The sequence below is a fragment of the Polaribacter cellanae genome (genome assembly GCF_017569185.1).
GTDB classification, from domain to species: Bacteria; Bacteroidota; Bacteroidia; order Flavobacteriales; family Flavobacteriaceae; genus Polaribacter; species Polaribacter cellanae.
Map to the genome: position 1 here is coordinate 1,953,193 of NZ_CP071869.1, position 26,209 is coordinate 1,979,401.

Here is a 26,209-nt window from a genome sequence, read left to right on the forward strand (position 1 = left end):
AGAACTTAATAAATCTTTAGTCGCAATAATCTCTCGACTGCGCTCGAGGAGACATTTTCCTACTTTACAATGGCAATCCAACGCCCTTTTGTGCTTACCAAATAATCATTATCATACATTGCTTCTACCTGAATTCCTGGTAAATAATACTTCCCTAAATACGCAGCATTCAACATTACTTTAAATGTCTTTGTTATTGCTTTTTTTCTGTTTTTATACAAATCGAAATAGAAATTCACACGATCGTCTCGAATGTCTGTGTAACGAGCTTCGCTTTTTGTGGTCGAGCCAAAATTGGTAAAACGAGTATTTACAATTTCCCATCCTGAAGGAAAAATTTGCGTTAAAGCAATGTCTTTTACGGTTTCATTTTTTGGATTGCTCACCATAATTTCCGCCACAAAATCCTGACCTTGTTTCAAATTATTGATGTTGATGGATTTCCCCTTTAAATCTTTATAAATTACAGAAACACTAAAGCCTCTTTTTTCTTCAATCTCTTCTCCTAAAGGCAATTTTCCAGAATTAATAATTCGTACAAAAACAACATTTTTATCATTGTTTTTTATATTGATGGAATTCTTACCTTCATTTACATTTATGGGTCTTTGAATAAAAGAACGTTGTGTATGTACAGCTATCGATTTTCCATTATTTGTATAATTTATATTGATGGATTTTCCACCATTTTTAACCACCATTTTTCCAATTGCCAACAAACTGTAAGCTGTAGATTGTGTGCTAATCCATTGGTTACTAGATAGTTTTTTTGCGATAGATTTCGCTAAATCTTTTACTTTATTATTGTCTGTTAAAACCATTGTTTCTAAAGCCATTGCTTGGTTTCTTGTTACAGAACCGTAAGTATAATAATTATAGCCTTCGAAATTTAAATTGGCTTTTTGCATAATTTCTTGGCTTGCTTCTTTTTGCCCTACCAAAGCATAAGCTGCTGCCAAACGCCATTTTGCTTCGTTAGAAATTTGTTTGAATTCTCGCAAACGATTCATCGCAGACAAATCTGGACTGCCAGCCAAAGCCAATGTGTATAATCTGTAAGCTTGTGCTAAATCTCTATGATAATTCCCATAACTTGGACGCCAATTTCTTGCGGCATTTTTCTGATATTTTATAAAATTACTCTTAAAAGTTAACGGTAAAACAAATCCTTTTTTTTCTGCTTCCAATAGAAAATGACCAGCATAACTTGTGCCCCAATCGTTTGCATAATTTTCTCCAATCCAATAACTCATACCTCCATTTGCTTGCTGAAAATTGCTTAATCTTTGAATTCCCTTTTCTATATTATTTTGAACTTTTTGTTTTTTATCTTGTGTTAAATCGAAAATATCATTCAAAAATAATTGTGGGAAAACGCTGGACGTTGTTTGTTCTAAGCATCCATGAGGATAACGAATTAAATACTGCAACCTGCCTGTAAAATTAATAGAAGGAATGGTAGATAATTCCAAAATTGCACTGTTAGAACCTTCCACACCAAAAGTTTCGAAAGTAAATTTTTGAGTTTCTTTTCCTTTTACTGTTTTATCTATAATTTTTGAAGTAATTGGATTTGGATTTACAACATCTAACTCGACTTTATAAGTTGATTTCTCTCCATTTCCAGTCGCAATAATTTCGACCGTATTTATGCCTTTTTCTTTTAAAACATCCAATTCGAAATACACCATTTTCTCATCTGGTTTTTTAAAATTTACTGTTTTTTTAGCATTTCCAATTACTAAAATTCCGTTGGAAGTCTTTACCTGAACAGTAACATTTTTCACTTTTTTATCCATTGCAAAAATGGTTACTGGAAGCGTTACTTTCTCTTTTGGAGACAATTTTCTTGGTAAAGTTGCCAAAACCATCAAAGGTTTTTTAACAGGAACAGCTTTTTCTGCGTTTCCAAAAGCTTCGTTTTTTACGTCGCCAGCAATTACCATCGTTCTCACAGAACCAATATAATTTGGCAAGGTAATTTTGTGTGATTTTGTCGCTCCTTTTTCCAACTTAAATGGCCCTAAATATTTTACAACGGGTTTAAATCGGTTTGCTTTTTGGTTTTTTCCTTTGGCGACACTTCCATCTCCACCAATCGCAAAAACTTGGTCGATACTTCCTGAATAAGCTCCAATTACATCATCAAAAATATCCCATGTTTTTACACCTAAAGCTTCTTTTGCGTAAAAAGTATCGTAGGCATTTGGTGTTTTAAATCGTGTTAAACCTAACAAACCTTCTTCTACAACCGCCAAAGTATAGGTCATCGATTTTTGGTTTTTCTCAGATACTTTTATTATGAATTCTTTTTCTGGTTCTAATTCATTTGGCATGGAAATTTGTGGTTCTAACCTGGTGTTTTTGTCTTCCACTAAAATTGGAATTACACCATACAAACGCAAAGGCAAATCGTTTTCGGAAACTTGATGTGGTTGTAATAACGAGATATTTACAAACACATTTGGCGCCATATTTTTATTGATAGGAATTTCCACAGAAGTGGTTCCTTTGGTCGTTTTTACCCATTTTGTTTCTAAAACTTCTGTTCCGTTTTCGATACTTATTAATGCTCGTCCTTCGTTACCTGAAGGAAATGTAATTTTAGCAGTTTCGCCAATAGTATAGGTTTCTTTATCTGCAGAAAACACCAACATTTTAGCGGCTTCTTTATCACCAGAAGTAGAATTTTGCCACCAATTTTTGTAAAAATAAGCCGTTCTTCCAGTTGCATGACCACTTTTTTTATCGATTACTCTTATTAAAAATCGTCCTCTATCGCTGTCTGAAATATTCAAATTAAAACTTCCTTTTCCTTTGGAATTTGTACTAATTGTAAAGGTTTTGTATTTATTATGATAGCTGCTGGAAGTATATCTCGATAAATTATCTTCAGAGGAACTCCACCACCAACGCCATTCGATTTTATACACTTCTATTTCAATTTCGTCTCTTTGAACTGGATTTCCTTTTTCGTCTACAGAAACTACTGAAAAAGTTTGATTTTCATCCGTAAAAAACGAACCATATCTATTTCCCTCAGGAGATTTTAAACCCACAAACGAAGAAAAAGGTGCATATTTTTTTGAGAAAGTATCTATAGAAAAATCACCACCATTTTCAAAAGCTCTTACCAAAAACTGAACATTTAACATTCCTGGTGCATTTTTACCTACTTTTAATTTACTGTTTATTTTTGCAAATCCGTTTTCGTCTAATTTTCCTTCAAACACATTCATTTCTTCAGAAGAAAAATTTTTGGAAGGGTCTGAAAAAACATAATTTTTATAGTTTTTAAAACTAAAATTCGTAGAACTTATTTTCGCTTTCACTGCTGCTTTTAAGTTTTTTGCAGGTGTTCCATGCAACCATTTTACATCTAATGTTCCATTAATTGGTTTTTTGCTTGTTAGAATTTCTTCATCGAAATCTATTTTAATTTTTAAGCGGTTTGGTTTTACGGTTTCAACTTTTAAAGTCTTGTAAAACTTTGCGCCACCCACAGAGATTTTTGCAGAATAATTACCCGTTTTTGCTTCTGGAGAAGTGGTAACTTTAAATTTGTAGAAATTATTTATGTTTTCTGAGGTTACTTTTCTGTACATTAATTTTCCACTTGGGTCTGTAACTTCTAATTTTATTGGGTGGTTTTTTGGTAACTTATTAGCAGCATCATTCAGCAAAAAAGTTAAGTGAATAGAATCTCCAGGTCGCCAAACACCACGTTCGCCATAAATGTATCCTTTTAAGCCTTTTTGCGTTTTTGTTCCTGCAACATTAAATTTGCTTAAAGACAAAGAGTTTCCGTCAAACAGTTTTATATACCCGAAATTATTTCCTTTAGAAACTACTGCAAAAGAGGCGTTTTTAGGTGATGCTACATTTACAAGTCCATCTGAGTCTGTTCTCGTAGATAAAATTTCTTGTTGCTGAAAATTGAATAATGTAACCTTCGCACCCACAATTGGTTTGGTGGTTAAAATGTTTGTAATTGCAAAAAAGTAGTTGTTATTGGTGCCTTTTTTGGCAATAATTCCCAAATTAGAAGCCAATAAATTTTGAGCGATAATTCTATCTTCATTATAATAAGCATCGCTGCAAGGATTGTCTCTTTCTCGCCAGTTATAACTGTAATTTTTGTAGTTGTATAGTTTATTGTCCCAATACAATTCTTCTCTTGCTTCTTCGTCTTCAATATTATTTAAATTGCTGAAATCTTTGGCTATTTCATCAGTATTAATTGAAGAATTTGCATTTTCTGAACAAGCGTAAAAAGCCTGATTCTTATTGAAACTCAACTCTACTCTATAAATTGCACCAGGTTCAGTTTCTATTAGTTTTGATAAATCTACACTGTATGCTTTCCATTTTTGTGTGTTATTTTGCTTCTTATCAATTAAAGTGATGGTTTTTTTCGCAACTCTTCTTCCTACTCTTCTAATTCTATACGAATTGTTGCTGTTTAAGTTATTTTCTTGTAAAAATTGCAACACATTATCTTCGAAAATTTTAATTACTCGAACATCTACTTGTCTTACATTTATGGCTTCAAAATTGAATTTTAAATTGTTAGAGTTTGGTAGAATTGTTCCATTACTAATGGTTCTTATTTGTGGTTTTTTCTGCTCGAAAGTAACGGTTTCTTTGTGTGCTTTTTTTAATTGATAATTGTTTGAATTTCTAATTCCTTGAAACACATTTACCAAAACACTTCCTGTAAATTTATTGTTCGAAAATACTTTTAATTCGTTTCCATTAACAATAAAGCTTGGTTTTTTTTCATTTTCAATGGTTACCAAACCATCAAAATTTTGTTGTTTTTTTAATGCATCAGAAAAATTAATAGAAATATACTGTTCTGTTTTATTTACAATATTTATACTCGCAACTGTAAAGTTATTTTTACCTGCAATTAGTATAGAATTTTCTCCTTTGTTATCTGCATTTATCGCTTTTCCATTCCAACTTACCTCTAATTTAGAATCCTCTACAAAACGATTGATGCTATCAATTTTAAACTCAAAAAACTTTCCATTTTGTATGGTTTCATTCCATACAATATTTTTTGAAACTCCTTTTTGTGAAGCTTTTATCAACTTTTTTGCGTTTTCTAAAGAAATAATATCTGCAGATTTTACAACACCTTCTAAATATTGAAATTCTTTAGAGTACGACTGTAAATTATTGGTTTGAATGCTAAAATTTGGGGCTAATGTTTTAAATTGAAATGTATATTCTTCAAATTTTTCTGGTGTGTTTTTATAAATTTCACTCAATTTTAAAGTAACAGTATATGCTGTATCTGCTTGTAAATTTTCATCAGGAATAAAAACAAAAGCATGTTTATTTACCGTTTTAATTTTTCCATTTACAAATGGTTTTATGGATAGAATTTCTGTGGAAATTTCTTGGTTAGCTTCCCAACCTACTTCTTTTGCAAGATTAATATTTATTTTTTCTGTAACAGAAACCACACCAGAAGTTGTATAACTAATGTATTCTTTAAACTTGAAGATATTATCGGTTTTAATTTCTTCTTTTTTACAAGAGAAAATTGATAGAAAAATAACAAAGGTTAAAAGTAGATTTTTTGATTTCATAATTGTTGTATTTATAAGCACAACTCAAAAATAGTATATTATTTACCTTAAAAATTAATAAATTAGAATTCGTAAGCTTTTAATTAGATTTGGAGGAAAAATTTAGATAATTTTCTCAAATAATTATATGTCTTATTAAAATTTAACATCAATAAACTTAATTAAAGTGAATAGCTACGTATTTTTATGGTGTTAAAAAATCAGAAAAAACATTCTGAATCTTATAAAATTAATACTATTTAAATTCTTGAAAAAAGACGCGACATATTTCTATTTTTTGATAATATATTTTTTGTTTATAGCTAATAATAATTGTTTTGCACAAAAAGAAAGTTTACACGAATCACTTAAAAAAGACAGTGTTTACAAAGCTAAAATTAAGAAAAAAGAAAAAATCGTTCCAGTATATTCTGGTAATGATGGACCTTACATAATTAACGATACTTTATTTCAGGTAGACTCGCAAAATAGATTGGTTATTATCCCCAAATTTAATAAAGACTCTATAATTGTTCGTGTTGATAATAAAGACAACGATGAATTTTCTATTTCTTTAGAAAGGAAGTATAGAATTCCAAAAACCAACTACAGCTTACCGAAAAAAATGATAGTAATATCTGATATTGAAGGAAATTACGATGCTTTTTCTGGTTTTTTATATGCCAATAAAGTAATCGACGACAACCATAATTGGATGTTTGGTGATGGACATTTAGTTTTAGTTGGAGATTTTTTTGATAGAGGTAAAAATGTAACTCAGGTTTTGTGGTTGATTTACAAATTAGAGCAACAAGCAAAAAAGCAAAAAGGAATGGTACATTTTATCTTAGGAAACCACGAGATTATGAATTTTAATGGCGATTATAGATATAATCGTAAAAAATACATAAAAGCTGCCCAAGAAATAAGTAAGATTCAAAACAAAAAAGAAGCTTTAAAATATCTGTATTCAGTAAATTCTGAATTAGGAAAATGGTTAAAAACAAAAAATATAATCGAAAAAATAGGCAATTATATTTTTGTACATGCTGGTTTACATCCTACTATTTTAAATTATAAGTTAAGTTTAAGAAAGATAAATAATATTGCACGTTCAGAATTTCGAAGTAAGAAAAAATCGAAAAATAGCACTACTAAGTTTCTCTTTGGCTCCAAAGGTCCTTTTTGGTACAGAGGTCTCTTTTTTAAAACAAGAAATTACAAGAAAATTACGCTTACGGAATTGGATACTATTTTAAATTATTACAATGCAAAAAAAATAGTTATTGGACATACGCACGTTAAAAAACTATCTACAGATTTTAACGGAAAGGTAATTAGAACCGACGTAATTCACGGGAAAGAAAAATTCTCCAGTAAAACCCAAGGTTTGCTAGTTGAAAATAATAAAGAATTTATTATTAACGCCAACTTTACAAAGAAACCTTTAAAATAGTTCTATAATTTATTAAAGTGGTTATCTAAGTAATTTAATCTTTCTGTTAACCATTTTTCAAAATATTTATAATGATTCTCGTTTGTAGTTTCATTTAATTTATTTGTCCAAACTAAATGTTCTCGTTCGTAAATTTTTTCTTCTGTAAAGCTGTTATAAATTTCATTAATTTTAGAAAATAAAGCCTCGTTACTAAATTCTTTCAACCTTAATTCTGTCCACCTTTTTTTTACTTTCTCTTTGTAACCATTAAGATTTGTTTCTAACAACCTTTTTAAAAGTCCGTTTTGAAGCACTCCCTCTGTTTCTAATTTAGTTGCCCCATCTACCACAACTCCAAAAGAACCATCTAAATCCCAAGGAATAAAAAAGTAGGGTTCGTTTTTGTCGTATTTTCCTAAATAATAATTTTTACCTAAATTATCTGTAGTTTTTAATAAATTAACGAATAAATAGTAATCTATCGCATTCGAAATTTGAAACTTACTCTCTATATTTTTAATAAAATCTTCCTCTGAACCCTGCACAACTAATTTTGAAAATTCAACTAAATTTTTCCAACTAAATTCATTTATATCAGACGGATAACGTGTTACCCAACCATTCCAAAAAATTGTTTGATTGTCATAATTTTCAGGAGATTTTGTAAAATCTGGACCACCTTTGTAAGAATTGGCTTTAAATAATTCGCCTCTAATTTCAGTTTTATCTTTCTTTTTTAATTTTAGCTGCTTTCTATCTACAGATTCCGAAAGCTGGTAAATACCATAATATGTATTATTTTTAAAAACCTCTACAAACTTTGCTCTAAATGTACTTTTTGCTTTAGGTTCCTTTTTTAAGTAATAAGGTTTATGGATTTTATGCCATAAATTCGTTGCAACATAAGAACGTAAACGTAAAGGTTCGTTAAAAAGACCATCTAGAATCCAATCGTCGTCAGATCGTAAACCTGCTAATTTTACATCTTTTTTTTCGCGAGTAATGCTATCCTTCCAAAATTCTAAATCGAACGATTTTTTAGGAAAAGACAACGATAAATTTCCACGATATCTTACACCTCCAGTACTTTCGATATAATTTTTATCATTAAAAAATGAAAAATTAAATGGTAATTTAAAAACATTTCCCATTTTAGAAGTATTTACTTTTAAATGAACCAATGGAAGTTTAGTAATATATAATTTATAATTATTTCCGTTAGAAACTGGAATGTTATTCGTATATGAAAAACTCTTAATTGTAGTTTCCTTTAAATTGAATTTCTTATTAAATCTTATAGCAGTCGCATTTTTATTTACAGATTTTAAAACCTCTAAATTAGCAACATGCCAAACAATAATTTTGTTTTTTGTATCCACTCCAAAACTTCCTTTTTTCGCAACTAATTCCTGAGCAAAAAAGCTGGTACCAAAACACATACTAAAAAGGAAAAAAAGTTTAAATAATTGTTTCATAAAATTGATTTTATTAGAGATATACTACTAATTTAGACTAAAAATTAAGTTTTTAGAAATATAAGACTTAATATTAAAACATGGCAAAGTTTAATAAACAAAAAAACGTTTCAATTTCTTGAAACGTTTTAGAGGTGTCTAGCGGATTCGAACCGCTGTACATGGTTTTGCAAACCATTGCCTAGCCACTCGGCCAAGACACCTTTTATAATTGGATTGCAAATTTACGTAAATTTACAAGTATTGCAAGTATTTTTTTTGAGTTATCGCTTTTTTGTAAGAATTATAACCACTTCTTCTACATTTCCGCCAATTGGTGGGTTTATTTTTGAGACTGAAACTGTTGCTTTTCGAATCATTCTAATTTCTCGGAAAAAACGATCTAAAATTCTTTGAGCAACTTGCTCTAATAATTCCGAACGAATTGCCATTTCTTCTTTTACAATACGGTTTAGATGCACATAATCTACAGTATCTGCTAAATTATCTGTTTTTGCAGATTTTTTTAAATCGGCTTTTATTGCAACATCTACTCTATACTCGCTTCCAATTTTTGCTTCTTCATCTAAACAGCCATGAAAAGCGTAGAGTTTTATGTTATTTACTTTTATGATTCCCATATTTTGTATTTAACCCCTAAAGGGTTTCAAACCCTTTAGGGGTTGATTTTACGATTCTATTTTCTCCCACATTTTATCCGTATTTAGCCGAAAAGAACCTACATACTCGAAACTACATTGTTCTGGTTCAATTATAGATAAAAATGGTTCGCCTTTTTTATTGTTGTATAAGTGATAATTCTCGCCAAAAATTGGCTCGAAACTAAATTTTGCATTGTAAATTAAATCATTATACTGAAACTTTTCCATTAAAGCTTCGTATTCTTTTTTAACTTCGTCGAATTTCGATTTTAATTGTTTATTAACTCGCTGAATCCCGTCGTTTTTCCAACTTGCCGTATTTAATGGTTTAATTACTGGCGAACTTGACGAAGTTCCATAGGGTTTTAAAGAAGCATCATATTGTTGTGTTTCTTCGTTAAAAACAACTAAATCTGGTTTTTTACTATCTTTTTTCATTATTTGCAAATTTACTTTAAAACAAGTTATTGTTTCTACTAAATAGCATTATTTACTTCAATCCAATAACCACTTGGATCTTGGAAATAAAATTGTTGAATTCCGTCTTTTCTTATATAATCTTTATTTGCTGTATTTTTCCAATCTGAATATTCTATTTTTAAATCTTTTAAATGTTGAATGAATGTATTTAGATTTGAGGTAGATAAAGCAAAATGAACTGCTTTATTTGTTTTTACTTCTAAATTTGGACGAGGAATTAGATGCAATTGCTTTCCTTCACCTAAAGAGAGCCATCTTGTTTTAGAGTTAGATGCTGTATTTTCAATTTCTTTAAGTTGTAAAACTTTTTGATAGAAAGTAACAGATTCATCAACGTTTTTTACTGAAAGTGCAATGTGGTCTAATAAAAAGGAATACATATGTATTTTTTAATATTGCAAAAATACAACAATAAATAAGTAGTAAAACTTCCTTTTAAAAAACTTAGCTAGCAAATATGCCTGCGTTAAGGATTGAGCAATTGTTTGAGCTCTTTTTTGTTTTTTTACAAAAAAAGCGAGTGCGAAAGCCTGACCTGAAAGGGAACGCCCAAATAATAAAACTCACTATTATTTTTAATTCGTAAAAAAGTCAAAAACGTTACTAATTGCACTTGTTTTGGTTTTGTAAAATTCTGTGTATGTACATTTTTCACAAGTTACGCTGGTGTATTTTTGATTTTGAACATCGAAAATTTTGGATAATGTGCCTCCTGTGGCTCTTAATTGTCCTAATTTATAGGTTTTGCAATTGCATTTGGGGCAGGTATAGTTTCTAATTTGGTTGCTCATAATTTGTAGTGTTTATTTATTAGTTGCTCGAAAAACGATTTTGTTACAAAACCAACAATGGCAATGCATTATTTTACGTAATTTTGTGTTCTAATTTTTTCAAATAAAACAATGTCTGAAGAGAAAAAATCGCTCAATTTTATAGAGCATATTATAGAGGAAGATTTGGCCAATGGAATGCCGAAAGAAAATTTACGTTTTCGTTTTCCGCCAGAACCAAATGGATATTTGCATATTGGTCATACAAAAGCAATTGGAATTAGTTTCGGGTTAGGGCAGAAATACGATGCGCCTGTAAATTTGCGTTTTGATGATACAAACCCAACAAAAGAGGAACAAGAATATGTAGATGCCATTAAGGAAGATATTTCTTGGTTGGGTTACAAATGGGAGAAAGAATGTTATTCTTCGGATTATTTTCAACAATTATATAACTGGGCAGTTTTATTGATAAAAGATGGTAAAGCCTATGTAGATTCGCAATCTTCAGAACAAATGCGTGAACAAAAAGGAACACCAACTCAAGTTGGAACGAATAGTCCTTTTCGCAATCGTTCTGTGGAAGAAAACTTGGAATTATTTCAAGGAATGAAAGATGGCAAATTTAAAGAAGGAGAACACGTTTTACGTGCCAAGATTGATATGGCTGATGATAATATGTTAATGCGTGACCCTTTAATGTATAGAATTATGTACAAATCGCACCACAGAACTGGTACAGATTGGTGTATTTACCCAATGTACGATTGGACGCATGGCGAAAGTGATTATTTAGAGCAAATTTCGCATTCTTTGTGTTCTTTAGAGTTTAAACCTCACAGAGAATTGTACAATTGGTTCAGAGACAATGTATATGAATATAGCAAAGATTCGTATCCAAATCCGCCAAAACAACGTGAATTTTCTCGTTTAAATTTGAGTTACACCATTATGAGTAAACGTAAATTGTTGACTTTAGTTGAAAACGGAATTGTTGCTGGTTGGGACGACCCAAGAATGCCAACAATTTCTGGTTTAAGAAGACGTGGTTACACGCCTGCATCCATTAGAAGTTTTATAGAAACAGTTGGAGTTTCTAAACGTGAAAACGTAATTGATGTGGCGCTTTTAGAATTTAAAATTCGTGAAGATTTAAACAAAACAGCCAAAAGAGTGATGGCAGTTTTAGATCCTGTAAAAGTGGTAATTACCAATTATCCTGAAGAAAAGGAAGAAATATTGGATGCCAATTATAATGATTATGCAGAAGGTTTTGGAAGCAGAGAAGTACCATTTTCGAGAGAAATTTATATAGAAAGAGAAGATTTTAGAGAGCAAGCAAATAAGAAATTTTTCCGTTTGAAATTAGGAAGCGAAGTGCGTTTAAAAAATGCATATTTTATTAAAGCTGAAAGTTGTACAAAAGATGCTGATGGAAATATTACTGAAATTCAGTGTACTTATGACCCATTAACAAAATCTGGAATGGATACTGAAGAAAGTAAACGTAAAGTAAAAGGTACTTTGCATTGGGTTTCTGCTAAACATGCTATTAATGCTGAAGTAAGAGCGTATGACAGATTGTTTTTAGATGAAGCACCAGATTCGCATAAAGACAAAGATTATATGGAGTTTATAAACCCTAATTCTTTAGAAATTATCAATGCTTTTGTGGAACCAAGTTTGCAAACTGCTAAAATTGGCGAGCGTTTTCAGTTTCAACGTTTGGGTTATTTTAATGTGGATAATGATGCTACATCTGATAAATTAGTTTTTAATAAAACTGTTGGATTGAGAGATTCTTGGAAATCCCCATTGTCCTAAAAAGGACATTTCCCCAAAGGGGAAAGTTGGATGGTTACTATTTAGTTAAGTCTCTGTTTTCAGTCTCAGTTGGAAGTTGGAAGTTGGAAGTTGGAAGTTGGAAGTTGGAAGTTTTTTAAAAATGTCAGTTCGAGCGCAGTCGAGAACTAATAAATGTATATAATTATGAAAAAAATCCTTTTTTTATCCCTATTTATGATTGCTTTTTCTTGTGGAAATAAGAAAGAAGTAACACAAGTTGCAGAGGTTTCATGTGGACAATGCAAATTCGGTTTAGATTCTGAAGATGGATGCAGTTTAGCGGTTCGTTTAGACGATAAAGCTTATTTTGTGGATGGTTTTAATATCGACGATTTTGGAGATGCTCACGATGAGAAAATCGGGTTTTGTAATGTAGTTCGAAAAGGAGAAATTACTGGAAAAGTTGTTGATGGAAGATTTGTTGCGAGTTCTTTAAAAATAGTAGAGTAAAGTTTTAATTCCTTTTAAATCTTATTAAAAAATAGATACATAAAAGAATGAATGGACTGTAAAGTTCGTTCATTTTTTTTTATTTTTATATAAAATAATTAACCTTACTTTTTTGAAAGCTTTTTTTACAAAATACAACCTGTTTAAAACACATTTTCCAATTCTTATCGTCGTTATTTTTACGACTTTTATATATTGGCCTGCTACTAATGGAAATTATATTGTTGGTTGGGATGATGATCAACAAATTTTAAACAATGCAGATGTTTTAAATTTTTCTTGGGAAAGTATTAAAAATTATTTTTCTACTTATTACGTTGCTTCCTATCAACCTTTAGCATCGCTAACTTTTGGGTTAGAATACTACTTTTTTGGAGCAAATGCAAAAGTGCATCATATTACCAACCTTATTTTTCATTTATTAAATATTATACTGGTTTATAACATTATAAACAGGTTATTTTTAAAGAAAAAAGTTATCGTTTGGTTAGTTACCTTGGTATTTGCTTTTCATCCTTTACAAACAGAACTTTTAGGTTGGGTTTCTACAAGAAGCACGCTGTTAGGAATGTTTTTTTACTTATCTGCAGTTCTTTCTTACATTTTATATATTAAATCCCACAGAAAAAGAAAGTATATTATTATCTGTAGCTTATTTTTTGTGTTATCATTATTTACAAAATCTTCTGCTGTAACCTTACCACTAGTTTTACTGCTTTTAGATTACTATTATAAAGATCGTTTAAACTTAAAAATGGTATTATACAAAATTCCGTTTTTTATAGGTTCTATAGCGATTGGTTTAGTAAGTTTAGACTCTAGAAGAGTATTAGATTCTTTAGATGATTTTAAAAGCTATTACACTTTTCTCGAAAAAATAAGTATATCTTCTTACACCATACTTAAATATGTTTGGAAAGGCATATTGCCAAACGATTTGGTTACTTTTTACCCATATCCTTTAAAGATAAAAGACGCAGAGAGTTTAGACCTAATTTATTTAATATCTCCAATTCTTTTAATTTTACTGGTAATATTAACAATTTATATTTACTTAAAATCATCAGATATATTTAAAAAACAATGGTTGTTAGGTTGTGGTATTTTTATAATTCATATTGGACTGTATCTTAATTTTACTCCTTTTGGACCTACGATGTGGGCAGAACGCTATATGTATATTCCTCTTATTGGTCTTTTTATTTGTATTGGATTACTTCTAACAGAATTTTTATCGAATAAATACTTTAAAAATATAATTTATCTAGGCCTTTTTTTAAGTTTAGGCGTGTACGCATACAAAAGCAGAACCCAAAGTTATATTTGGAAAGATCGAATTAGTCTTTGGAAAAATGCTATAAAAAATCCTAATAATACTTATCCTTTACAGGAATTAGGCAACGAATATCAGCAAAGAAAAGAGTATGTTAAAGCCATTTCTTACTATAATAATGCTATAAAGATAAACCCTTATTTACCAGAGGTTTATTATTACAGAGGTTTGGCAATTAAAGAAAAAGGAGATTTAAACTACGCAAAGATAGATTTTGAGCGTGTAATAAAAGCAAACGGAAGTAAAAAAGCGAAAGCTTTTTTTCAAAGAGGGCTTTTATTCGAAAAATTAAATCTTTTAGATAGTGCTTTGGTAGATTATGATAGTGCTATTGCCATAAATCCGAAAAGTGAAGCTCTACTGAGAAAACAACTATTAAGTCAAATAAATGACCCCTACAGTGCAGACATTCACAAACTAACTACTAAAGCAGATTCTCTTTTTTCTAAAGGAAATTTTGCAGAAGCCTTAAAAAAATACGATGCAATTTTAACTTTAGCACCAAATCTTGAAAAAGCAATGCTTCATAAAGGAATGATACTTATAAATTTATCTAAATTTACAGATGCTAATACTGTATTAACAGAAGTATTAAAAAATAATCCTTCTTTAGAAAAAGCACGATTGTCTAGAGCTTATAGTTTTACACAACTAAATTTAACAGCACAAGCCATAAAAGATTATAATTACGTTACAGACGTTTTAAACAACAAAAATGGAGAGGTTTTATACTATAAGGCGTTAGCATATTTAAAGGCAAATAATAGAGAAAAAGCCTGTGAAAATTTAAAACTCTCAAAGAAAAAAGGATATGCAGTTTCTAAAGAACTATTAGAAAAAACTTGCCAGTAAAAACTCTTTTTCTGTTGTTGTGCTTATAAGTAGAAACTTATAAAAACTTTTAAAATAGTGTACTTATTGAAGTAAAAAACCAACACTTTTTACTCTTAATAATCTATATGATATTTTTAAAAAACAAAAAAAAGAAGCAGTTTCAAAAGTAAATTTGGTTGTCATTTTTAGCGACGTCGAAAAACCTCATATTGGAATTCAATACATAAGATTTCTTCAATACAGTCAGAAATGACAAATTTTAATACTTTTGAAACAGCTTCTTTTAAATTACCACTATTCAATATTACTCTGCTTTTACCAAACGCTTAGTAATTATATTATTATCGCTTTTAATTTTAATTAAATATACACCTATTGGTAAATTAGAAATATCTAACATTCTATCTGATATATAATTGCGCTGTTTTTTAACTAGTTTTCCGTTAATGTCGTAAATAGTAACACTTGCCTTTTCAATACCTAAACTAATTTTTAGAGTATTTTTTGCAGGATTTGGATATATAAATACCTTCTTATCACTTAAAATTTCATCCTGAACACTTAGTACTGTAATTACTAATTGCTGACCAACATCTGTAGCTGGATTGTAATTGATATTCCCAGGTTGTGATGCTGTAATTGTAACAGTACCAGTGCTAATAACGTTAATTATATTCCCAGAAATGGTTGCAATAGATGTATCTGAACTTGTATAAACCACATCCAAACCAGAAGATGCTGTTGCTTTTAACTCAAAACTATCTTTATCTGAGTGACTTAAAGGTCCAAAAGTAATGGTTTGGTTAGCTTTTGTTATTGTAAATACAGCTGTTATTAGATTTATATCATAATTTAGATCTGCTATTCCAGTAATACTTATTTTATAAGTACCAACATCTTCTCCACTTTCTCTAGAAATTTTCATTCCTGTAGTATTAATATCTGCTAAAGAATCTCCATTTACAAAACCTGTAACCGTAAAATTGAAATTTGTTGGATTTGGAGTTCCGTAAACTTTCGTTTGTCCAGAAGTAATTGTAACCGTTAAAATTGCCTTTGTAATCGTTAAATTTTCAGCTACAAACGTGATATTATAATTACTGTTCGCTAAAGTTGATGCTATTGAGTACTTTCCAACATCTTCGCCTGTTGCTCTGCTTAAACTTCCTGTGAAAACATCACTTCCTACCAAACTTCCAGTTGTAATTTTGTAGGTTAACGTCGGATCAGCTTCTCCATACACTTTACTTTTTGCATCTGCTGTTATGGTGATTGCTTTTTGAGTAATGCTTAAATTATCAGCTACAAATGTGATGTTATAATTACTGTTCGCTAAAGTTGATGCTATTGCGTAATTTCCAACATCTTCGCCTGTTGTTCTGCTTAAATTTCCTGTGAAAACATCACTTCCAACCAAACTTCCTGTGGTGATTTGGTAGGTTAAAGTTGGGTCTGCATCTCCATACACTTTACTTTTTGCATCTGCTGTTATGGTGATTGCTTTTTGAGTAATGCTTAAATTATCAGCTACAAATGTGATGTTATAATTACTGTTCGCTAAAGTTGATGCTATTGCGTAATTTCCAACATCTTCGCCTGTTGTTCTGCTTAAATTTCCTGTTAAAACATCACTTCCAACCAAACTTCCTGTGGTGATTTGATAGGTTAACGTCGGATCAGCTTCTCCATACACTTTACTTTTTGCATCTGCTGTTATGGTGATTGCTTTTTGAGTAATGCTTAAATCTGCAGAAGTAAATGTAATGTTGTAATTCGCATTATTTAATGTTGATGAAATGGCATAATTTCCAACATTTTCGCCTGTTGCTCTGCTTAAACTTCCTGTGAAAACATCTCTTCCAACCAAACTTCCTGTGGTGATTTGGTAGGTTAAAGTTGGGTCTGATTCTCCATACACTTTACTTTTTGCGTCTGCTGTTATGGTGATTGCTTTTTGAGTAATGCTCAAATTATCTGCTACAAACGTGATGTTATAATTACTGTTCGCTAAAGTTGATGAAATTGCATACGTTCCAACATCTTCGCCTGTTGCTCTGCTTAAACTTCCTGTTAGAGAATCTCCTGTTTCTAAACTTCCTGATGTAATTTGGTAGCTTAAAGTTGGATCAGTTTCTCCATACACTTTACTCTTTGCGTCTGCAGTAATTGTGATTGCTTTTTGAGTAATGCTTAAATTATCTGCTACAAACGTGATGTTATAGTTACTGTTCGCTAAAGTTGATGAAATTGCATACGTTCCAACATCTTCGCCTGTTGCTCTGCTTAAACTTCCTGTTAGAGAATCTCCTGTTTCTAAACTTCCTGATGTAATTTGGTAGCTTAAAGTTGGATCAGTTTCTCCATACACTTTACTCTTTGCGTCTGCAGTAATTGTGATTGCTTTTTGAGTAATGCTTAAATTATCTGCTACAAACGTGATGTTATAGTTACTGTTCGCTAATGTTGATGCAATTGCATACGTTCCAACATTTTCGCCTGTTGCTCTGCTTAAACTTCCTGTGAAAACATCACTTCCTACCAAACTTCCAGTTGTAATTTTGTAGGTTAAAGTTGGGTCTGCATCTCCATACACTTTACTTTTTGCATCTGCTGTTATGGTGATTGCTTTTTGAGTAATGCTTAAATCTGCAGAAGTAAATGTAATGTTGTAATTCGCATTATTTAATGTTGATGAAATGGCATAATTTCCAACATTTTCGCCTGTTGCTCTGCTTAAACTTCCTGTGAAAACATCACTTCCAACCAAACTTCCTGTGGTGATTTGGTAAGTTAAAGTTGGGTCTGCATCTCCATACACTTTACTTTTTGCATCTGCTGTTATGGTGATTGCTTTTTGAGTAATGCTTAAATTATCAGCTACAAACGTGATATTATAATTGCTGTTCGCCAATGTTGATGCAATTGCATACGTTCCAACATTTTCGCCTGTTGCTCTGCTTAAACTTCCTGTGAAAACATCACTTCCTACCAAACTTCCAGTTGTAATTTTGTAGGTTAAAGTTGGGTCTGCATCTCCATACACTTTACTTTTTGCATCTGCTGTTATGGTGATTGCTTTTTGAGTAATGCTTAAATCTGCAGAAGTAAATGTAATGTTGTAATTCGCATTATTTAATGTTGATGAAATGGCATAATTTCCAACATTTTCGCCTGTTGCTCTGCTTAAACTTCCTGTGAAAACATCACTTCCAACCAAACTTCCTGTGGTGATTTGGTAGGTTAAAGTTGGGTCAGCTTCTCCATACACTTTCGTTTTTGCATCTGCAGTAATTGTGATTGCTTTTTGAGTAATGCTTAAATTATCTGCTACAAACGTGATATTATAATTACTGTTCGCTAAAGTTGATGCAATTGCATACGTTCCAACATTTTCGCCTGTTGCTCTGCTTAAACTTCCTGTGAAAACATCACTTCCAACCAAACTTCCTGTGGTAATTTGGTACGTTAAAGTTGGGTCTGAATCTCCATAAACTTTACTCTTTGCATCAGCAGTAATTGTAATTGCTTTTTGAGTAATACTTAAATTATCTGCTACAAACGTGATATTATAATTGCTGTTCGCCAATGTTGATGCTATTGCATACGTTCCAACATCTTCGCCTGTTGCTCTGCTTAAACTTCCTGTGAAAGCATCACTTCCAACCAAACTTCCTGTGGTGATTTGGTAAGTTAAAGTTGGGTCTGCATCTCCATACACTTTACTTTTTGCATCTGCTGTTATTGTAATTGCTTTTTGAGTAATGCTTAAATTATCAGCTACAAATGTGATATTATAATTACTGTTCGCTAATGTTGATGCTATTGCATACGTTCCAACATCTTCGCCTGTTGCTCTGCTTAAACTTCCTGTGAAGGCATCACTTCCAACCAAACTTCCTGTTGTAATTTTGTAAGTTAAAGTTGGGTCTGTTTCTCCATACACTTTACTTTTTGCATCTGCTGTTATTGTGATTGCTTTTTGAGTAATCGTTAGCGTAATTATTTTTGATGCGCTAAAATAATTTGAATCTTCTGCTAAAGTTGCTTTTACTTTTACAGTACCAACATTTCCTACTGAAAGAGTTGCATTATTGGTACCAGATAAAGTTGCAGTTCCTGTTCCTCCTGCTACAATACTGTAAGAAATTGTTCCTGTAGAATTTGTACTTGCCGATAAATTAAAGTTTGCATCTCCATAAGTTTTAGAAATATCTGCAAAACTAAAAGTGGATGCTACTTTTTGCTCTGTTCCAAAACTCCATGAAGTTTTATCTGAAATTCCTACAAAATCATTTCCTGCAACATCTGTAAGGGCGCCTGAATCTATTTGTACGTAGTAATTTTTAGATTTTAATAAGCTAAAAGAAGGGTTTATAGTAACTACTTTATTATTTATACTAACTTGACTACTGGTAACATCTATAGTATGCAGCACGCTATCATCCGATGCATCATAAAATTTAATATTCCCAGTCCCTTTTGCCATATCTTCATTAAATGTAATTTGTAAATTACTATTTATTAAAACATTAGTAGCGTCGTCTAAAGGCGAATAAATAGTAGCTAATGGCACTGTAATATCTTTTACTGCAATAGTAAAATTTTGCTGAGAACTACCTCCTTTACCATCTTTTACTGTTAGTTGTATAGGATAGTTTCCAATTTCTGCTGTTGTAGGGTTACCCTCTAAAGAATTTATAGTATTATTTATTTTTCTGATTTTGTAATTGCCTTGATCAGAAATAATAAAATTACCCTCTTTATCTAATGTAATACCTCTAGGTTCAGCAAATTTAGCTGTAGCAACTGGCCCATCTAAATCTCCAGAACCATTTCCAACAAGCGTGGTAACTACCCCATTTGAAGTAATTTTTCTAATAGAATTATTCCCTTGGTCTGTTACGTATAAATTATTGAATTTATCGATTACAATATCATCTAACTCTGAAGAAAAAGTAGCATTAGTACCTGTACCATCTGTATTTCCATAAGAACCATTACCAGCAAATGTAGTTACTACACCTGCTGGAGTAATCTTTCTAATTTTTCTATTAGAGCCATCACCCACGTACACATTACCATCTGAATCTATAGCAATACCAGTTGGCCTATTAAATTGCGCATCTGTTCCTGTTCCATCTGCATCTCCACTGAAAATACTTCCTCTTCCTGCAAGAGTAGTTACAGTTCCTGAAGGTGTTATTTTACGTATTTTATGATTCCCTGTATCTGCTATGTAAATATTGTTATTACTATCTAAAGCAATACCATCTGGGTAGTTAAATTTTGCTGCAGGTAATGTTCCATCTACATCACCAGAACACCCACCTCCTGCTAAAATGGTAACTACACCTGTAGGAGTTATTTTTTTTAATGAATTTGCATTTCTATCTAATAAGTATATGTTATCGTTACTATCTATTGTCATTCCTGTAGGATCTGCAAGCCCCACATTAGTACCTGTACCTGCAGAATTACCATAAGATCCATTACCAACAAAATCTGAAACTAAACCTGTTGGCGTAATTTTTTTAATTTTTCTATTTTGTTGTACTGAAACAAAAATATTATCATTACTATCTACTACAATTCCTCTTAAATTCCCTCTAAAGGAAGCGTTTGTGCCTATACCATTTACATCTGCATAATTTCCACTTCCTGCTAAAGTAGTAACTGTACTTACACTCTTTTTTGGGGTTAACCATGTTGGTAACGTATTAGAAGTTACTGTTTGGTTATCTCCTTCTGGATCTGTAGTTGTAATAGTATAGTTATAAGAGGCATTCTCATTTACAGAAGTTACTGGTGTACTTGTAAAAGTTGGGTCTAAATTTATTTCTGATGTAAAATTCCAAGTAGTTTTATCGGCAATACCCGCAAAATCATTATTTACAACATCTTTAAATACACCACTTGGCATATTTATATAATAGTTTTTGTTGTAGGTTAATTTAGATGTTTCTATATCTACACTTGTATCGTTTACAACCAAATTATTTATTTTTACCTTATTTGTAGTTACATCTATGGTTTCTACAACGCTATCATCTGAAGCATCGTGTATATTTATGTTTCCTGTTCCTTTAAATATTTTTTCACTAAAAGTAATTCTTAAAATACTATCTATAGCTATACCTGTTGCATTATCTAACGGTGCTAAATCTGAAATAGTTGGTACTAAATTTGCAATAGTTAATGCTAAATTTTGGTTAGCTGTAGCACCTTTTAAGTCATCAGCATTCAAAGCAATAGATGCAGTACCAACATCTGAAAGAGCAGGTGTACCCTCTAAAACGGGTGTTATATTTATTCTTCTTATTCGATTATTTCTTGCATCTCCAACAATTAAATCGTTGTTTTCTCCTAAAGCGATTCCATAGGGTTCATAAAAATACGCATTAGCCCCAATACCATCTCTAAAACTTCTAAAACCACTGCCTGCGACAGTAGTAACATCGCCATTTGTAGCTATTTTACGAATGGAATGATTATATGTATCTGAAACGTATATAATACCATTTGGAGTTATGGTAATTCCTCGTGGATTTTTAAATCTTGCAGAAGTTCCATTTGCATCTATATTACCTGAGCTTGAACCTGCTATTGTTGTTACATTTCTGTTGATGTCAATTTTACGTATTCTATGATTTATATAATCAGCTACATATAAATTACCATTTGAATCTATGGTAATTCCATAGGGTTGAGAGAAAGAAGCATTGGTTCCATTGCCATCGACATTACCATTTGATGTACTCCCTGCATATGTGGTAACTTGTCCACTTTGATCTATTTTACGAATCATGTGATTTTGTGTATCTGCTACAAAAATGTTTCCACTCGCATCCACTACAATACCTCTTGGTTGATTAAAACTTGCGCTGGTTCCAAGACCATTATTACTTCCAGAAGCTCCTGTACCAGCAATTGTTGTTACTTGACCTGTTGGTGAAATTTTTCTAATATTATGAGATAGTAAACCTGTAACATATAAAAAGCCTTCTTTATCAATAGCTATACCTGTAGGTAAATTAAAAGAAGCTGCTGTGCCTACACCATCTGCATTACCTGCTGTTCCTGAACCTGCGAAAGTTGTAACAACTCCATTAGTATCTATTTTTCGTATTTTATGATTTCCATAATCCGCAACAAAAATATTTCCATTTTTATCTACAACAGTCTCATTTGGAAAGGAAAAACGTGCATCTGTACCAGTGCCATCTGTAGCACCAGAGTTTCTACCTGCAATTGTAGTAACGTTATATTCTTCTTTATTTTGCAACCAACTTGGTAAGCCAGTAATTGTAGTTGCAATGAAATCTTTTTCTGGATCTGAAATTGCTACTTCATATTTAAAAGGAGAACCTACCTCTGCAGTTGCAGAAGTTGCTGAAGAAATGGTAGGAGCTGTATTATTTTCTGTAGTAAAATTCCAAGTAGTAGCATCTGTAAAACCTGCAAATGCATTGTTCGCTAAGTCTAAAATAGCTGTATTAGGTATGTTTACATAGTAACTATTATTGTCTATTAATCTGTTTGCTGGTTTTATAATTAAAAGATTGCCATTAATAGTTACATTAGTGCTACCTACACTTATTGTTTCTGTTGTACTTGTAGTTGTATTCTGTAACGTAATGCTACCTGTTCCTTTTTTTATGGGTTCATTAAATCTTACAATTAAAGCATCACCAGTTGCTACTTCTGTAGCATCATCAGAAGGTGTCAAATTTGCTACAGTAGGTAAAACAGCATCTGAAACTGTAATTGTAAAATTTTGGTTGGTAGTTGCAACACCATCTGTAAGTGCTAAATTAACTGCATTTGATCCTACATGTGTTCCATTTGGTGTTCCAAAGATCTTAAATTCTGGCACTATTTTTTTAAGTTTTCTTACATCTGCTAAGTATAAAATACCTTGTTTGGTTATTGTAAAATCATTTATTTGAGTAAATTTTGCGTTGTTTTCATTTCCATCTAAATCTCCACTGTCTCTTCCTATAACAGAACTTACAACACCTGCAGGAGTTATTTTTCTTATTTTTCTATTAAATACGTCTGAAACAAAAAGGTTATTGTTATCATCTAAAAATAATTCGGAAGGTCTGTTAAATTGTGCGCTACTTAAAGTACCATCTGCAAAACCAAATGCGCTATTAGTTAAGGTACTTACAACACCATTGGTTATTTTTATAATTAAGTTGTAGTTTTGGTAAGAAATATAAATTTCTGAGCCATCGGAATTTGCCACCAAACCAGTACTTACAGCATTGTAAATGTTATGTATATTATTGGCTACTACTGTAGTTACTGCACCTGTAGGTGTAATTTTACGCAATCGTCCGTAAGTAGTTCTTTCTGTGACATATAAATTATCATTAGCATCGATACCAATACTGGTTAAAACAGAAAATTTTGCATTGGTACCAACTGTACTATCTGTATAACCGAATGATGAACCTGCAAAGGTAGTTACCACAGCAGAAGGTGTAATTTTTTTTATAACATTAGATTCTAATAAAAACAAGTTATCATTAGAGTCAATTGTTAAATCTCTCATATTTTGAAAACTTGCATTGGTACCAGTACCATTAATGTTTCCTAAATTTCCACTACCTGCAAATGTGGTTACTACACCAGCTGGGGTAATTTTACGAATTCTTAGATTGTCCATCACATAAATGTTTCCATTTGAATCTGTAACAATGTCTTCAATATTTATAAAATCGGCGTTTGTACCTGTATCATCTTTAAAACCATAATTACCACTACCTGCTAAAGTAGTTACCTTTTTTTTGGTAAATGTTAACCAACTTGGTAATGTTGTAGCATCAATATCTAAAATTGTATTGGCATCATCTGTATCATTTATAGCAATATCATAAGAATATAAGTTATTGGCACTAGCACTTGTTGTTGGTGTTGAGGAAAAAGTTGGAGCAACATTAGCTATTGTTGAAAAAGACCATGTTGTTTTGTCTAAAACACCCAGAAAAGGATTATTATCTGAGTCTTTAAATGCACCAGAGGCTATTTGTACATAGTAACTTTTACCTTTTAATAAATTACCATTTGTTTGAATGGTAGCTTTGTTATTAGAAGTTACAACATTTGTAGATGTTACATCTATTACTTGTATAGCACTGTCATCTGAAGCATCGAAAATGGTGATATTTCCTGTACCTTTAGAGACATTCTTATTAAAAGTTATTTCTAAATTGGTGCTTAATGCAATACTTGTAGCATTATTTGCAGGTAATAAAGCCGTTTTATCTATACTTGCTTCTGCAACAGTAAAGTAAGCATTATTTGTTGTGGTAATGTTACCAAACGTAATTGTATTTCCTGAAATACTAGTTGCATTAAAAGTAGTTGTTCCCGAAGAAAAAGTTGCAGCACTTGAATTTACTAACAATTTATAATCAGCTAAAACACCAGAGTTTCCTGCTACATCAACACTTATGTCTATGGTATTTAAAGCACCTGTTTTTTGCATTTTCCAGATTCTATCTGAAGTTAAAAAACCTGTTGGAGCATTTGTAGCAGAAAAAGCGAATGCTTGGTTGTTATTACCAATAGCAATGGCAGATTTATCGTTCGTAATACCACCTGTTTTTTCTATGGTTAAAAGTGCATTGCTATTTTCGCTTTTAGATTTTGGTTGGTGTAAGTCAAAATCATCATCTTTTGCAATAATGGTAATGTCGTTATAATAACTTGTATTTTCTGATGCATCCCAATAAAGTGTTGTGCCATCACTGGCAACATAATCTCCATTCTCGAAACCACCAGTATTATCTAATGTTAAGCCATATTTAATGGCTAAATAAGAATATATTTTAGCAACCTCTGTATTTGGTAGTGTTGCGTTGTAAACGATTACTTCTGCAATTTCACCTTCAAAACTTTCGCTATTAAAGCCTCTACCTAAGGTGGATGCTGTAAAACCTGACAAAGAAGCTGTATTGGTATCTGTCTTGCTTTGTAAGGTACCTGCTTTTAATTGAGATAGCTTTCTACCAACAGATTTGTCTAATTGACCATGTAGTAATACTGGAGCAATTTCTGGAGCATCGAAATTAGAGACAGACATATCTAAATCGTTCGCAAAATGCGATTGGGTTGCTGTTCCATTTAACTTATAACCAAAATGAAGTCCTTTATTAGGTCCTGCAGGACTAGTGCCTAAAATATGGTTATTTGAAATGTTACTTGTTCTTTTTGCAACTGCAATTAAACTATAATCGGTATTATCGATTCCACTTAAATCGATATTAAAATATTGTGTATCTGTATTATCAAAAGAAACAACAGGGTTAAAATTAATACTATGTGTCTGTTTTGGCATTCCATTTGGTGTAACCGAAGTTGTAAATGAAGATTGGTCTACCCAAGCTGTAACTTCGTTAGAAGCATTTTTTGTTAAACCATCATTAGCCTTTAGCCATAGTTGTAGCCCTAATGTTGTTGTAACATCTAATTTTGTAGCTGCTGTTTGTACATTTGGCGTACTTTGAGTGTCTTCTGCAACTACATATACATCATAATTTGTTCCTAATGTTAGACCTGTAACATTAAAATTTTGTGTAAAATTACCAATACTTATAGTAGCATTTCCTTTTGTAATTTCTCCTGAACCACCACTACCTGTTCCTGCTTTTATCTCTGATATTGTTGGTGCAGTTGCGCCATCTGCAACTACCACATAATAAATGGTACCTGCTTGGTTAATATCTGTTTCTAATATAAAACTAGTTTTATTAATTGACGAAGCAGAAGGTGTGCTGTTTTCGAAATCAGGAAGAAACACTAAATTAGGCGCAGTTGTTCCTTTAGCAATAACATTAAACGTGTTATGAGATGAGGGTCTAAATTCATATTCTGTTGATAAAGACGCATTAGCTGTTGGCTTGAAAACATATTCAACCTCTAGTATACTACCAGCACTAATGGGTATTTGAGAACTATTTGTACTTGAAACAATTTTACTATAACCTCCACTCGTAAAAGATCCACTGTTTAATTGCTGGGTAGTATTTTGTAAATTAGATACGTTTGGCGAAGTTGTGTAAACAAAATGATTCGTAGTAGCGTCATTTGTAACATCTACCCACGTAGTTTCGCCAACTTTTTTATATTGTAACTGAATTCCTCTATTAACTGGATCTATTGGATCTGACTCAACCTCAAATCTTAATCTTATAGGACTACCATCTAAAATAGTTGATGTATTTAGATTGGCTTTCCAAGTGGCTGTTGTTTCTGAGCCATTGTCATTTCTCCATCTATATTTTGTAACTGTAGTGTTTGCAAAGGCACTACTGCAAATAAAAAATAAGAAAATAAAAAGTAATTTGTTTTTCATAA

11 protein-coding genes and 1 tRNA gene are annotated in these 26,209 nt (G+C 31.5%); 4 read left to right on the plus strand and 8 right to left on the minus strand.

Features of this window, described 5'->3' with window-relative positions; translation table 11 throughout:
* Positions 1 to 59 precede the first annotated feature (59 nt).
* The gene (locus tag J3359_RS08715; protein ID WP_208080298.1) at positions 60 to 5,600 is read right to left on the minus strand and encodes an alpha-2-macroglobulin family protein; all 5,541 of its coding nucleotides are present in this window, start codon (positions 5,598 to 5,600) and stop codon (positions 60 to 62) included.
* A 292-nt stretch (positions 5,601 to 5,892) separates the two neighbouring features.
* On the opposite strand from J3359_RS08715, the gene J3359_RS08720 reads away from it, so the two are divergent.
* Positions 5,893 to 7,035, plus strand: coding sequence for a metallophosphoesterase (locus J3359_RS08720; RefSeq protein WP_243766011.1), 1,143 nt, complete (start codon positions 5,893 to 5,895; stop codon positions 7,033 to 7,035).
* A gap of 2 nt (positions 7,036 to 7,037) precedes the next feature.
* Here J3359_RS08720 and J3359_RS08725 read toward each other — a convergent pair whose 3' ends face one another.
* The 6 genes from J3359_RS08725 to J3359_RS08750 form a co-directional block, all read right to left on the minus strand.
* Positions 7,038 to 8,492, minus strand: a complete 1,455-nt coding sequence (locus J3359_RS08725; RefSeq protein WP_208080300.1) for a CotH kinase family protein — start codon at positions 8,490 to 8,492, stop codon at positions 7,038 to 7,040.
* A 132-nt stretch (positions 8,493 to 8,624) separates the two neighbouring features.
* Positions 8,625 to 8,695: transfer RNA gene (locus tag J3359_RS08730), tRNA-Cys, on the minus strand.
* 60 nt (positions 8,696 to 8,755) lie between these two features.
* A complete protein-coding gene (gene folB / locus J3359_RS08735) occupies positions 8,756 to 9,112 on the minus strand; it encodes a dihydroneopterin aldolase (protein ID WP_208080301.1) in 357 nt (118 codons plus the stop codon).
* A 48-nt stretch (positions 9,113 to 9,160) separates the two neighbouring features.
* Positions 9,161 to 9,571 carry a DUF2452 domain-containing protein gene (locus tag J3359_RS08740; protein ID WP_208080302.1) on the minus strand — a complete coding sequence of 137 codons (411 nt, stop codon included), beginning with the start codon at positions 9,569 to 9,571 and terminating at the stop codon, positions 9,161 to 9,163.
* A gap of 38 nt (positions 9,572 to 9,609) precedes the next feature.
* Positions 9,610 to 9,993, minus strand: a complete 384-nt coding sequence (locus J3359_RS08745; protein ID WP_208080303.1) for a VOC family protein — start codon at positions 9,991 to 9,993, stop codon at positions 9,610 to 9,612.
* Between the two features lie 195 nt (positions 9,994 to 10,188).
* A complete protein-coding gene (locus J3359_RS08750; protein WP_208080304.1) occupies positions 10,189 to 10,404 on the minus strand; it encodes a zinc ribbon domain-containing protein in 216 nt (71 codons plus the stop codon).
* 111 nt (positions 10,405 to 10,515) lie between these two features.
* Between J3359_RS08750 and J3359_RS08755 the strand changes: the two genes are divergently transcribed.
* From J3359_RS08755 to J3359_RS08765, 3 genes are all read left to right on the plus strand, one after another.
* On the plus strand, positions 10,516 to 12,207 hold the full coding sequence (locus J3359_RS08755) for a glutamine--tRNA ligase/YqeY domain fusion protein (RefSeq protein WP_208080305.1): 1,692 nt from the start codon (positions 10,516 to 10,518) through the stop codon (positions 12,205 to 12,207).
* A 165-nt stretch (positions 12,208 to 12,372) separates the two neighbouring features.
* Positions 12,373 to 12,678, plus strand: coding sequence for a DUF6370 family protein (locus J3359_RS08760; RefSeq protein WP_208080306.1), 306 nt, complete (start codon positions 12,373 to 12,375; stop codon positions 12,676 to 12,678).
* 112 nt (positions 12,679 to 12,790) lie between these two features.
* A complete protein-coding gene (locus J3359_RS08765; RefSeq protein WP_208080307.1) occupies positions 12,791 to 14,863 on the plus strand; it encodes a tetratricopeptide repeat protein in 2,073 nt (690 codons plus the stop codon).
* A gap of 286 nt (positions 14,864 to 15,149) precedes the next feature.
* On the opposite strand, the gene J3359_RS08770 is transcribed toward J3359_RS08765, so the two are convergent.
* A complete protein-coding gene (locus J3359_RS08770) occupies positions 15,150 to 26,207 on the minus strand; it encodes an MBG domain-containing protein (protein WP_208080308.1) in 11,058 nt (3,685 codons plus the stop codon).
* Between the last annotated feature and the right edge of the window lie 2 nt (positions 26,208 to 26,209).